Genomic DNA, 12,070 nt, shown 5'->3' with positions numbered 1-12,070 from the left:
GGAACCCATGCCCGAACTGCGCTCCCGCACCACGACCCACGGTCGCAACATGGCGGGCGCCCGCGCGCTGTGGCGCGCCACCGGCCTCACCAACGACGATTTCGGCAAGCCGATCATCGCGATCGCGAACTCGTTCACGCAGTTCGTGCCGGGTCATGTCCACCTCAAGGACATGGGCAGCCTCGTCGCCGAGGCGATCAAGGAGGCCGGTGGCATCGGGCGGGAGTTCAACACCATCGCGGTCGACGACGGCATCGCGATGGGCCACGACGGGATGCTCTACAGCCTGCCGAGCCGGGAGCTGATCGCCGACTCGGTCGAGTTCATGGTGAACGCGCACAAGGCGGACGCCCTGGTCTGCATCTCCAACTGCGACAAGATCACCCCCGGCATGCTGCTCGCCGCGCTGCGGCTCAACATCCCGACCGTCTTCGTCTCGGGCGGCCCGATGGAGGCCGGCAAGGCCGTCATCCACGCCGACGGCACCGCGGAGACCCGCCTCGATCTGATCGACGCGATGACCTCGGCGGTCGACCCGGGCGTCACCGACGACGAGATCGGCCGGATCGAGGAGTCCGCCTGCCCGACCTGCGGCTCCTGCTCCGGCATGTTCACCGCGAACTCGATGAACTGCCTCACCGAGGTGATCGGGCTGTCGCTGCCGGGCAACGGCTCGACACTGGCCACCGCCGCCGCGCGCAAGGGCCTCTTCGAGCGCGCCGGCGCGCTGGCCGTCGACCTGGCGAACCGCTACTACCGCGACGGGGACGCGTCGGTGCTGCCGCGCAGCATCGTCACCAAGGAGGCCTTCGCCAACGCGATGACCCTCGACATCGGCATGGGCGGGTCGACGAACACGATCCTGCATCTGCTCGCCGCCGCCCAGCAGGCCGGCGTGGACTTCGACCAGGACGACATCGACGCCCTGTCGCGGCAGACGCCGTGCATCTGCAAGGTGGCCCCGAACACCCACAACTACTACATGGAGGACGTCCACCGGGCCGGCGGCATCCCCGCCATCATGGGTGAGTTCGCCCGGGCCGGAATGCTCGACACCTCCGTCCACGCGGTGCACAGCCCGGACCTGACCAGCTGGCTGGACGCCTGGGACATCCGCAGTGGCACGGCCACCGACGAGGCGGTCGAGCTCTTCCACGCCGCTCCGGGCGGCGTCCGCACCACCGAGCCGTTCTCCTCCACCACCCGGTGGAAGACGCTGGACACCGACGCCGAACACGGCTGCATCCGCTCGGTCGAACACGCGTACACCACCGACGGCGGGCTGGCCATCCTCAAGGGCAACATCGCCGAGGACGGCTGTGTGGTGAAGACCGCCGGTGTGCCCGAGGATCAGTGGGTCTTCTCCGGCCCGGCGAAGGTCGCCGAGTCCCAGGAGGAGGCGGTCGAGGCGATCCTCGGCGGGCGGATCGAGGCCGGCGACGTCGTGGTCGTCCGCTACGAGGGCCCGAAGGGTGGCCCCGGGATGCAGGAGATGCTCTACCCGACCTCGTACCTGAAGGGCATCGGCCTCGGTCCGCAGTGCGCGCTGATCACCGACGGCCGGTTCTCCGGAGGCTCCTCGGGCCTCTCGCTCGGCCACATCTCTCCGGAGGCCGCGTCCGGTGGCGCCATCGGCCTGATCGAGGACGGCGACATCATCGAGATCTCCATCCCGGACCGTACGATCAACGTCCGGCTGGCCGACGAGGAGCTGGCCGCTCGGCGTGCCGTCCGCGACGAGCAGGGCTGGAAGCCGGCGAACCGTCAGCGCGAGGTGTCCCAGGCGCTGAAGATCTTCGCCTCCCTGGCGCAGTCGGCGGACAAGGGCGCCGCTCGCCGGCCGCTCGACTGACCCTCACCACAGCTGACCCTCACCACAGCTGATCCTCATCACAGCGACGTGCACCGACGGTCCTCCCGCCGGTGCACGTCGCTGTCCGGGGCGTCCTCGCGGCGATCCGTCACCCCGACTGTCACGACCGGGCGGGATCAGCGATACTGGACAATCATCCTGTGGACCGGCCGAGGGAGGGCACCGGTGGGCGTACTGATCGTGTGCGAGTCGAGTTTCGGCAACACCAGACACATCGCCGAGGCCATCGGGGCCGGGCTCACCAAGCGGGGCCATCACGTCGCGCTCTACCCGGTCGAAAGCGCCCCGCGGGAGATCCCCGACGATGTGACCCTGCTGCTCGTCGGTTCCCCGACCCACAACATGGCGATGACGACCGCCGCGACCCGGGCCAAGGCTGTCGCCGAGGGGGCACCGGCCTCCCCGGCGATCGGCATCCACGAGTGGATCGACATGGTTACGCCGCGGCGTGCGTTGCTGGTGCGGACCTTCGACACCCGGACCACCGGCGCGTTCCTGCCCAGCGCGGCCCGGGATGCCGCGCGCGCCCTGAAGTCGAACGGCTTCCACGGGGCGAAGACGGGGGAGTCGTTCCAGGTGGATCCACGCACCACCGGGCTGGCCGACGGCGAGCTGCAGCGCGCCCACGAGTGGGGCATGGCGCTGGCCGACCTCGATCCGGGGGCCACCGTGACGGCCCCTCCACCGGCGGTCTGATCCACACCCGGCCCACCGCACCCCGTGCCGACGGGGCAGCACGGGGTGCTGGCGCGCGCCGCCCGACCCGTGATAGGCCAGATCACATGGCAACCACTGCACTCAACGGGACCCCCATCCACACCGTGGGCGAGCTCCCTGTCGTCGGGACCAAGGCGCCGGTCGCGACCCTCACCGGGCGCGACCTGTCCGGCCTCACGTCCGAGGACTACGCCGGCAAGCGGGTCATCCTCAACATCTTCCCGAGCATCGACACCCCGGTCTGCGCCACCTCGGTGCGCAGGTTCAACGAACTGGCCGCCGGCCTGGACAACACGGTCGTGATCTGCGCGTCGGCCGACCTGCCGTTCGCGGCGGCCCGGTTCTGCGGCGCCGAGGGCCTCGACAACGTGGTGACCGGCTCGTCCTTCCGCACCGACTTCGGCACCGCCTACGGCGTCGAGCTCGCCGACAGCGGGATGCGCGGACTGCTGGCCCGCTCGGTCGTCATCCTCGACGCCGACGGCACCGTGCTGCACTCCCAGCTCGTCCCGGAGATCCGCACCGAGCCGGACTACGACGCCGCGCTCGCCGCGCTGGCCTGACCCCTCCCGGACACCCCTGGCGGCACCGGCCGGTCCGGTGCCGCCAGGGGTGTCCATGACCCAGCAGCCTGCATGACCCAGCACCCTGCATGACCCAGCAGCCTGCATGACCCAGCACCGTCCAGGAAGAGAGCACGTGCCCACCGACTTCTGCCCCTGCCAGAGCGGGCGTAGGTACGCGGAGTGTTGCGGCCCACGCCATGACGGCACCCGCCCGGCCGAGACGGCCGAGGCACTGATGCGGGCCCGCTACAGTGCGTACGCCCGCAGCGACCTCGACTACGTGGCGGACACCTGGGACCCGCGGACCAGACCGGACGACCTGGCTCCGGAGCCGGGGCTGACCTGGCGCCGCCTCGAGATCCTCGAGGTCGTCGACGGCGGTGCGGAGGACGCCGAGGGCTGGGTGACCTTCGCCGCTCACTACCGGCTCGGTGTCGAGCGCGGCACCCTGCGCGAGCGCAGCCGTTTCGAGCGCGTCGACGGCGTCTGGCGCTACGTCGACGGCTTCTCGGCCAACTGATCGATCAACCGGCGCAGGTCGGTGATCCGCTCGCCCTCGCCCAGCACCGGGATCCCGGGGGTCTCCAGGATGACGCACCGGATCCCCACCTGTTCCGAGGCGACCGCGTCGATCGCCCGGTCGCCCACGGCCAGGCAGTCGGTCGGGTCGAGGTGATGGCGCTCCAGCACCGCCCGGTACATGCCCGGATCGGGCTTGCGCGGGAACCCGTCGCCGGGGCAGATCAGGTCATCCATCTCCAGTCCCGTCGCGACGAGCAGGTCGGTCGCACTGGTCCGGTCGCGATTGGTGACGACGATGTTGCGGCCGCCGATGCTGCGGACGTGCGCGATGACCTCCCGTGCCCCGGCCATCACCGGCGGGGGAGTGACCGCCCAGGACCGCTTCAGGGCGCCGTACGCCGCGTCGAACTCCTGATGCGGCACGGCGAAGCGTACGGACAGCTCGTCGATCGCCGACGCGATGGCCCGCCGGGTCATCCGGGCCACCTCGGCCTCGCCCAGGGCAAGCCCGTGCGCGGTGACGACCGCGGCCAACGTACGGTCCACCGACGGGTAGGTGTCGATGAGGGTGCCGCCCATGTCCCAGATGATGCTGTGAGTTCTCACACGTTCATTCTCGCTGGTCCTAGCATTGATCAAAGGTTGTCGTCCGAGACCGGGACCGATGCCCCGGGGTTTCTGATCCCTTCCAGGAGCTCGACATGGCCGTGTCCACCTTCACCCGACGCACTGTCCTCAGCGTCACAGGCCTGGCCGTCGCCGCGGTCGCGGGCCCGTCACTCCTCAGCGGCTGTACCAGCTCCGGTCAGCAGACCGGAGAGAACATCCCCACCAAGGACATCCCGGTGGGCGGCGGCATCGTCCTCACCCAGGGAAAGTACGTGATCACCCAGCCCACCGCTGGACAGTTCCACGCCTTCACCAACATCTGTGCCCACGCCGGCTGCCAGGTGGCCCGGGTGAAGGACAACGAGATCCAGTGCGACTGCCACGGCAGCCGCTACTCGATCGTCGACGGTCACCCGACCCACGGACCGACGATCCGGGCGCTGGCCGAGTACCCGGTGACGGTGAGCGGGAACAGGCTGTCGGTGCACACCCCGGCCCTGACCACCCCGACGGCGCCGTGGTCGCCCTCCACCGCGGCCACACCGTCCGGCTCGGGGTCGCCGTCGGCGTGAGTCCCGGGCGGCATCGGCCGGCTGCCGGGACTGTCAGGCGGCCGGGACTGTCAGGCGGCCTCGGCCAGCGGCCGACTCATCGCATGGGTGCGGGTGTAGCCGGTGGTCAGGTCGGTGATCCGGACCTGGACGATGCCGTTGGCGTCGATGGCGTAGCGCTCCTCGATCATCGGGCCCTGCCCGCGCTGCACCGGGACGGATTCCACGTCGATGCCGTCGCGCTGCAGCGCGGCGTCGAACGGGAAGACGATCTGGGCGAACGGGGCGATGTCGCCGCGCGGCTCGCCGGAGGGGTCGACCTCGGTGTACTCGACGAAGCGGTACCACCCGACGTTGTGCGCGGCACGGTAGCGGCGGGTGATCACCAGTTCGCCGTGGTCGGGCAGCGGCTGGTCGCGGCCGAGGATCGGGTCGAAGCTGACGGTCGACCCGGCGTCGCCCTCCCGGAAGACGCCGAACCAGCGGGACAGCCGATCGGCGAGCGAGTAGCCGGCCTCGGCGTCGGCGGCGATCGCCAGACCGATCGCGGTGGAGGCCGCCGGATAGGGCGAACGGTGCACGCGCCGGCCGAACCTGTCCTTCAGTAGCCGCGGCACCAGCGGCAGGCCGGAGGCCCCGCCGACCAGGTAGATGCCGGCGATGTCGGCGGCCAGTGCGGCGTCACCCTCGAGGTCCTCCACCAACGGGGCCATCGCCGCGATCGACGCCTCCACCAGCGGGGTGGCGCGGGTGTAGTAGTTGTCGACCTGGACGGTGACCGGCCGGGCGTCCACCTCGACCGGGATGCGGCGCGACTGGGGCGACAGGTGTTCCTTCGCGTCACGGCAGTCGTCGAGGAGGCGTACGTACGTCGGCAGGTCGAGGTCGTCCAGGTCGAGGCCCGCCTCGTCCAGGGCGCAGTCGGCCAGTACCGCGTCGAAGTCGTCCCCGCCGAGCATGTTCAGGCCGAGCGAGCCGATGATCTCGTGGTCGACGCCGTCGACGTTGACCAGCGACGCGTCGAAGGTGCCGCCGCCGAGGTCGTAGACGATCACCCGGGTCCGCTTGGAGTTGAGCGTCCGTCCCTGCCGATGGGTGTACTCGAATCCGGCGGCGGACGGCTCGTTGATCATCGCGGTCACCGCGAACCCGGCGCGCCGGAACGCCTCCAGGGTGAGGAAACGCTGGGCACCGTGCGCGTGGGCGGGGACGGCGACCACGGTCGCTTCGGCGGTCGACGGCTCGTACGTGTCGCTGATGCTCGACGCCGACGCCAGGGCCTCGCGGGTGGCGACCAGGAAGCCGGTCAGCACGTCCAGCAGGGGGACCTCCCGGTCCCCGATCAGGACGGTCGAATCGGCGTTCACGTCCCCCGCGCCGAGCGCCCGCTTGAACGACCGCAGCAGCGGCGCGCCCTGTCCCGCGGCGGTCAGGGCCTCGAAGCCGTAGCAGAACCGGTCGCCGACGAGGGCGACGACGGACGGAAAGAACTCGTGCGAGTCCCCGGCGGAATCGAGGAAGCTCACCACCGGATAGTTGCCCCGATCGACACTCGCGACAGTCGTGCGAGTGGTGCCCAAATCGATGCCCAAGCGCATACGCCGACCCTAGCAACCGGCGGTCCCCGAGCGTCGCTGCGGGCCCCCCGCGGGTCCGCACCAGGAGAGGCCCGGCGGGGCGTCGACGGACTTCTGACACACCGATCTGTGCCGAATGGCGGAACGGCGGGGGTGGAGGTGCTGCCACGCCCCGTCCTCACCCGGACAATGCAACCCCTCGGCAGGGTGCCGGGGCAGCTCGGCAGGGAGTCGGAGGCCCGGGAACGGGTCGCGGCCCGTCAGAAGAGCGTCACGATCCAGCTTGCCAGTGCCGCACAGCCGGCCGCCCAGAGCACCGAGACGAAGGTGCCGATGATGAACCGCTCGGCCGCCGCGCTGGTGGTCGACTTCAGTTCCGGGTAGCGGGCGAGGGCCTTCACCGCTACCGCGACCGCCGCCCCGTTCGGGTAGCCGGCGACCAGGCTGACGAAGATGGTCAGCCGCTCCAGCCGCCCGATCCACCGGCCTCCGCGCAGCACCCGGGCGGCTCCCTGCAGACTCTGTGTTTCGGGCACCGCCTCGGCCTCCCTCGTCCCGGTGGCCTCGGTGGTCCTGGTGGTGCCAGTGGCGCCGGCGTCCTCGGTGCCGGTGCTGACGGCGGCGGCATCCGTACGTTTCGCAGGATCGGCACCCGACCCGAGTGTCGGGGGTGTCACCCCTTCGGCCCGGTCCACGTGGCGGAAGACCGCTGTCACGATCGGCCCGCCGATGCCGACGGCCAGCAGCGCGCCGGCCACCATGACGGCCGTCTCGAGCAGCGCGTGGATGATCGGGATCATCGGGCCTCCTCCTGACGTCCGTCCGTGGCCGGACTCCCGTGCTCGGGCGGGACGCTGTCATCCTGCCGTACGGGGCTGACATCCGCGCCTCGGGCGGCCGCTTCCGCCAGCAGTGTGATCGCCAGTGCGGCACCCCGGCGGTCCTCGGCGTACGCCGCCCGGGTCGTCCGCTGGCTGGCGGCCGAGGCACTGATCCCGAGCGTCCGGGCAGCGGCCGTGGTGCTGAGCCCGTCGTCGAGCAGGTCGGCCACCTCCCATCCCTCGGCCGAGCGCCGCACCAGCAGCGCTCCCCACACCAGCAGGGCGGACTCCGCCCTCCAGACCGCCGCGTCGGCAGCGTCGGCCACCGCCGTCGGCGCCGCAGGCTCCTGCGCCGGCCCGGCAGCGGTCTGCGCGCGGCCGTCCCGCAGGGCGATCCCCACCGACGGTCCGCGGGCCTGCTCGACGGCGGTCCGCGCTGCGAGGTAGGCGGTGCCACGGGCGGCGCGGGTGGAGGTGGCCAGCGGCAGGTCGACCGCGCCGACACCGATCCCGATCCGCCAGTCCCGCAGCCGCACCAGGCGCCGGACCACTGCCACCACTCCGACGGCGCTGCCCAGCAGGCCCTGGATCTCGTCGCCCGCGGTCCGCTCGAACGGCAGCAGGACATGCTCGGCCGGCACCGTCGCCACCGCGTCGAGGGCCTCGGGGACGCGGTCGGGCCCGCGGCGACTGCGCCGTTGGTCGGCGGTCACCACGAACACTCGTTTGAAGTCCACATCCTTCATTGCCATGAATTCAGTCTCCAGCCTTGACGGAGAGGTGGCAAGGTCGCGACGAGCATCTCCTCCCGCTGCGCCGCTCAGACACATTCGACGACCTCTGCATGTCGCCCGTGCAGAGGTGTCTGTCATTCAGCACCAACGCACGGGCGAGGTGAAGAGCTGAGCGTTTGTGTGTGAGGGAGGCTGCGCCGGGAGGTGAGGGCGTGCCGGGAGGTGAGGGGGTGCCGGGAGGTGAGGGGTGCGGGAGGGGAGGGGGTGCCGGAGGGAAGGCTGTGCAGGGAGGTTCCGCGGCCGACTCGACGCGGAAACTTCGGCCGGGGCACCTCGGCCGTTCCACAGGGGGGCACTCCACCGCGACCGGCTGGCGGACCGCCCCCCGGACACGAAAAGCTGGCCCCGACAAGCGCACTCGCCCTGCCAGGAGGACCCCGTGTCGGACGTCACGCCCCAGAAGTACATGCTCTCCAACCACAATCTCGGCCTCGACCTGATGCGGGCCACCGAGGCCGCCGCACTGGCGGCCGCACGCTGGGCCGGACGTGGCCAGAAGGAATCCGGCGACGGTGCCGCCGTCGGCGCCATGCGGGAGGTGCTGTCCCACGTCCGGATCGACGGCACCATCGTGATCGGCGAGGGGGAGAAGGACGAGGCGCCGATGCTCGCCAACGGCGAGAAGGTCGGCACCGGTGACGGCCCGGCGATGGACATCGCGGTCGACCCGGTCGACGGCACCCGACTGCTCGCCTGGGGCATGCGCAACTCGATCGCGCTGCTCGCCGGTGCGGAGGGCGGCAGCATGTACAACCCCAAGGAGTGCTTCTACATGCGCAAGCTGGCCGTGGGGGCCGACGCCGCCGACGTGATCGACCTGGAGGCACCGATCGGCGACACCATCCGCAAGGTCGCGAAGGCCAAGGGCAAGCCTGTCGACCAGATCACCGTGGGCGTGCTGAATCGGGACCGCCACCAACAGTTGATCGCCGACGTCCGCGAGGCGGGGGCGGCGACCCGGCTGTTCACCGACGGTGACGTCGCCGCCGCGGTGATGGCCGCACACCCCGACATGCCCCGCCTCGACCTGATGGCCGGCATCGGCGGCAGCCCGGAGGGCGTCGTCACCGCCTGCGCGATGAAGGCCCTGGGCGGCCGGATCCTGGCCCGGCTGGCGCCGACCTCCGACGAGGAGCGGCAGCGTACGCTCGACGCCGGTCACGACCTGGACCGGATCCTCGACACCGACGACCTGGTGACCAGTGACAACACCCTCTTCGTCGCCACCGGCATCACGCCGGGCGACCTGGTCGAGGGCGTGAGCTTCCTGCCCGACGGCGGCGCCCGCACCCATTCGATCGTGATGCGCTCCGCCTCCGGCACCATCCGCTACGTCGACGCCTACCACCACCTCGACAAGGTCGAGGAGTACCAGCGCCGGCACGAGGTGGCCGGCATCGACTGGAAGTAGCCCGTCCGGGGGCGGACCGGGTCCGGACCGCCTGCCGGTCGAGAGCGGCGGGCGACCGGGGCGGCGGGAATGTCCGGCCCGGTCGCGGCGTTCTGGTGGTGTCCAGTCGTCTCCCCCAGGGAAGGTCACCGTGTCGGAGTCCATGCCGCTCTTCGCGTACGCGTCCCACATCGATCCTCGCCGGATCCGCATCGACACCCTGATCGTCACCCTCGGTGGCTTCCTCGACGCGGGGCACACCCAGCGGTTGGTCGACCAGCAGGTCGTCGACGGTCTGTCGAGCCATCGGATCGGCACCTTCGACGCGGACGTGCTGGTGGACCACCGCGCCGACCGGCCGGGGATCACCTTCGCCGGCGACCGGTTCACCGACTACGACCCGCCGGAGCTGGTGCTGCTCGAGGCGACCGACCGCAACGGGACGCCCTTCCTGCTGCTGCAGGGCCCGGAACCGGACTTCCGCTGGGAGGAACTCGCCGCGACCATCGAGCGGTTGGTCGAGGACCACGCGGTGCGCACCACCGTCTTCGTCCAGGGCATCCCGATGTCGACCCCGCACACCCGACCGGTGCAGGTGACGCGTTGGGCGTCGCGGCCCGAGCTGATCCCCGGCAACCGGCCGCTCTTCGGCACGGTCCGGATGCGGGCCTCCTTCCCGTCGATGCTCGCGTTGCGCCTCGGCGAGGCCGGCCACGACGTGATCGGCCTGGCCGCCCATGTGCCGCACTACCTGGCTCCCGGGGACTACCCGGACTCCGCGCTGGCCGTGATCGACGCGCTGCAGCAGGCCACCGGCGTGTCGCTGCCGACCTCCCCGCTGGAGCTGGTCCGATCCGCGGTCCGTGCCGAGATCGATTCGCAGGTGGCGTCCTCCGACGAGACCCGGGAGATGGTCGCCGACCTGGAGCACCAGTACGACCGGTTCATGGGGGAGCGCCGGCTGGAGGCCGCGCCGGAGCCGGCCGACCTGCCCAGCGCCGACGAGATCGCCGCCGAGGCGGAGAAGTTCCTCCGCAGCCTGGACGAGCCGCCGTCCGGGGACGAAGCGCCGCAGGGCTGACCCGTTGCGGAGTGCCGACCCGCGACACCGTCCGGGCCACCGCCACCGACTCCGACCGGACGTCGTAGGCTGGCCCCGATGAGCACCTCAGTCACCTCCAGCGACCCCACCACCTCCGAGATCCTGTCCGGTTGGGGACGCACCGCGCCGTCCCGCGCGGACGTGTTGCACCCGTACGATCCCGAGACGGTCATCGAGGCCGTCCGGGCCGCCGCCGACCGTCGGGCCGACGGCGGCCGCGGCGTCCTGGCCCGCGGACTCGGCCGATCGTACGGTGACGTCGCGCAGAACGGCGGCGGCCTCGTCATCGACATGACCGCGCTGGCGACCATCCACTCGATCGATCCGGACACCGCCACGGTGGACGTCGACGCCGGGGTGAGCCTGGACACGCTGATCAAGGCCGCCCTGCCGTACGGGCTGTGGGTGTCCGTCCTGCCCGGCACCCGCCAGGTGACCGTGGGCGGTGCGATCGGCAACGACGTGCATGGCAAGAACCACCACAGTGCCGGCTCGTTCGGCGACCACGTGCGGTGGATGCAACTGCTGGTGGCCGACGGTCGGGTGCTGGAGCTCACCCCGGAGGGCACTCCCGACGACCCGGACGCCTCGATCTTCTGGGCGACGATCGGCGGCATCGGCCTCACCGGCATCATCCTGCGGGCCCGGTTGTCGATGACCCGTACGGAGACGGCCTACTTCATCGCCGACGGCGTCGTCACCCACGACCTGGACGAGACGATCGCCGTGCACACCGATGGCTCGGAATCGCGGTACGAGTACTCCAGCGCCTGGTTCGACGCGATCAGCGCGCCGCCGAAGCTGGGCCGTGCCGCGATCTCCCGCGGGTCGCTGGCGAAGCTCGATGAACTCCCGGCCAAGCTCCGCAAGGATCCGCTGGCGTTCGACGCGCCGACGTTGGTCACCCTGCCCGACATCTTCCCGAACGGACTGGCGAACAAGTACACCTTCACCGCCGTGGGCACCGCCTGGTATCTGAAGAGCGGCAACTACACCGGCAAGGTGCAGAACCTGACGCAGTTCTACCACCCGCTCGACCTGTTCGGGGAGTGGAACCGGGCGTACGGCACTGAGGGTTTCCTGCAGTACCAGTTCGTCGTGCCGCCGGCCGCTGTCGAGGAGTTCAAGAGCATCATCGGTGACATCCAACGGTCGGGGCACTACTCCTTCCTGAACGTCTTCAAGCTGTTCGGCCCCGGCAACCAGGCGCCGCTGAGCTACCCGATGCCCGGCTGGAACGTCTGTGTCGACTTCCCGATCCGCCGCGGACTGGACACCTTCCTCAACGAGCTCGACGCGCGGGTGCTGGAGTTCGGCGGACGCCTCTACACGGCCAAGGACTCCCGGACCAGCGCGGCGAACTTCCACCGGATGTACCCGCGGATCGGGGAGTGGATCGCCACCCGTCGCCGGGTCGATCCGGACGGCCTGTTCCTGTCCGACATGGGCCGCCGGCTGGAGCTGTGTTGACCCTTCGTCGACGGTGCCCGGCGGCGCCTGCCACGGTCCGCTGAGAGACCCCGGAACGCCAGCGGGGCCGGATCCTGG

At 71.0% G+C, this 12,070-nt stretch carries 12 protein-coding genes; 8 read left to right on the top strand and 4 right to left on the bottom strand.

The features are described 5' to 3' along the window. Positions 1-7 precede the first annotated feature (7 nt). The 4 genes from ilvD (at position 8) to R0146_RS13335 (ending at position 3,676) form a co-directional block, all read left to right on the top strand. Positions 8-1,852 (top strand): dihydroxy-acid dehydratase, encoded by a 1,845-nt coding sequence (gene ilvD, locus R0146_RS13350; RefSeq protein ID WP_317690343.1) that lies wholly within the window; start codon positions 8-10, stop codon positions 1,850-1,852. Positions 1,853-2,038: 186 nt separating this feature from the next. Beyond that, positions 2,039-2,569, top strand: a complete 531-nt coding sequence (locus R0146_RS13345) for a flavodoxin family protein (RefSeq protein ID WP_317690342.1) — start codon at positions 2,039-2,041, stop codon at positions 2,567-2,569. A gap of 86 nt (positions 2,570-2,655) precedes the next feature. Continuing rightward, positions 2,656-3,153, top strand: coding sequence for a thiol peroxidase (gene tpx / locus R0146_RS13340; protein WP_317690341.1), 498 nt, complete (start codon positions 2,656-2,658; stop codon positions 3,151-3,153). A 106-nt stretch (positions 3,154-3,259) separates the two neighbouring features. Continuing rightward, a complete protein-coding gene (locus R0146_RS13335; protein WP_317690340.1) occupies positions 3,260-3,676 on the top strand; it encodes a YchJ family protein in 417 nt (138 codons plus the stop codon). Here the strand turns inward: R0146_RS13335 and R0146_RS13330 are convergent. Then, the gene (locus tag R0146_RS13330) at positions 3,649-4,284 is read right to left on the bottom strand and encodes an HAD-IA family hydrolase (RefSeq protein WP_317690339.1); all 636 of its coding nucleotides are present in this window, start codon (positions 4,282-4,284) and stop codon (positions 3,649-3,651) included. The two genes, R0146_RS13335 and R0146_RS13330, sit on opposite strands and share 28 nt — an antisense overlap. 95 nt (positions 4,285-4,379) lie before the next feature. Between R0146_RS13330 and R0146_RS13325 the strand changes: the two genes are divergently transcribed. Then, positions 4,380-4,859: a Rieske (2Fe-2S) protein gene (locus R0146_RS13325; protein ID WP_317690338.1), complete on the top strand. Its 480-nt coding sequence runs from the start codon at positions 4,380-4,382 to the stop codon at positions 4,857-4,859. 50 nt (positions 4,860-4,909) lie between these two features. On the opposite strand, the gene R0146_RS13320 is transcribed toward R0146_RS13325, so the two are convergent. The 3 genes from R0146_RS13320 to R0146_RS13310 form a co-directional block, all read right to left on the bottom strand. Further along, positions 4,910-6,436 (bottom strand): Hsp70 family protein, encoded by a 1,527-nt coding sequence (locus R0146_RS13320; protein ID WP_317690337.1) that lies wholly within the window; start codon positions 6,434-6,436, stop codon positions 4,910-4,912. 239 nt (positions 6,437-6,675) lie between these two features. Next, on the bottom strand, positions 6,676-7,215 hold the full coding sequence (locus tag R0146_RS13315) for a hypothetical protein (protein ID WP_317690336.1): 540 nt from the start codon (positions 7,213-7,215) through the stop codon (positions 6,676-6,678). Beyond that, positions 7,212-7,988: a transposase gene (locus tag R0146_RS13310; protein ID WP_317690335.1), complete on the bottom strand. Its 777-nt coding sequence runs from the start codon at positions 7,986-7,988 to the stop codon at positions 7,212-7,214. The genes R0146_RS13315 and R0146_RS13310 overlap by 4 nt, the downstream gene beginning before the upstream one ends. A gap of 448 nt (positions 7,989-8,436) precedes the next feature. Here R0146_RS13310 and glpX point away from each other — a divergent pair, with 448 nt between their 5' ends. The 3 genes from glpX (at position 8,437) to R0146_RS13295 (ending at position 11,992) form a co-directional block, all read left to right on the top strand. Then, positions 8,437-9,441, top strand: coding sequence for a class II fructose-bisphosphatase (gene glpX / locus R0146_RS13305; RefSeq protein ID WP_411567206.1), 1,005 nt, complete (start codon positions 8,437-8,439; stop codon positions 9,439-9,441). Between the two features lie 130 nt (positions 9,442-9,571). Continuing rightward, complete coding sequence (locus R0146_RS13300; RefSeq protein WP_317690333.1) at positions 9,572-10,501, top strand: proteasome assembly chaperone family protein; 930 nt, start codon at positions 9,572-9,574, stop codon at positions 10,499-10,501. A gap of 78 nt (positions 10,502-10,579) precedes the next feature. Next, positions 10,580-11,992, top strand: a complete 1,413-nt coding sequence (locus R0146_RS13295; protein WP_317690332.1) for a decaprenylphosphoryl-beta-D-ribose oxidase — start codon at positions 10,580-10,582, stop codon at positions 11,990-11,992. Positions 11,993-12,070 lie beyond the last annotated feature (78 nt).

Source organism: Raineyella sp. LH-20 (genome assembly GCF_033110965.1).
GTDB lineage: Bacteria > Actinomycetota > Actinomycetes > Propionibacteriales > Propionibacteriaceae > Raineyella.
The sequence above is the reverse complement of the archived record's forward strand: the minus strand, read 5'-3'. Positions and strand labels throughout refer to the sequence as shown.

Bases quoted from the DNA above. Each gene is read 5' to 3' on its own strand.
- ilvD (WP_317690343.1), top strand. From the start codon at position 8: ATGCCCGAACTGCGCTCCCGCACCACGACCCACGGTCGCAACATGGCG.
- tpx (WP_317690341.1), top strand. From the start codon at position 2,656: ATGGCAACCACTGCACTCAACGGGACCCCCATCCACACCGTGGGCGAG.
- R0146_RS13335 (WP_317690340.1), top strand. From the start codon at position 3,260: ATGACCCAGCACCGTCCAGGAAGAGAGCACGTGCCCACCGACTTCTGC.
- R0146_RS13325 (WP_317690338.1), top strand. From the start codon at position 4,380: ATGGCCGTGTCCACCTTCACCCGACGCACTGTCCTCAGCGTCACAGGC.
- R0146_RS13320 (WP_317690337.1), bottom strand. From the start codon at position 6,436: ATGCGCTTGGGCATCGATTTGGGCACCACTCGCACGACTGTCGCGAGT.
- R0146_RS13315 (WP_317690336.1), bottom strand. From the start codon at position 7,215: ATGATCCCGATCATCCACGCGCTGCTCGAGACGGCCGTCATGGTGGCC.
- R0146_RS13310 (WP_317690335.1), bottom strand. From the start codon at position 7,988: ATGGCAATGAAGGATGTGGACTTCAAACGAGTGTTCGTGGTGACCGCC.
- glpX (WP_411567206.1), top strand. From the start codon at position 8,437: ATGCTCTCCAACCACAATCTCGGCCTCGACCTGATGCGGGCCACCGAG.
- R0146_RS13295 (WP_317690332.1), top strand. From the start codon at position 10,580: ATGAGCACCTCAGTCACCTCCAGCGACCCCACCACCTCCGAGATCCTG.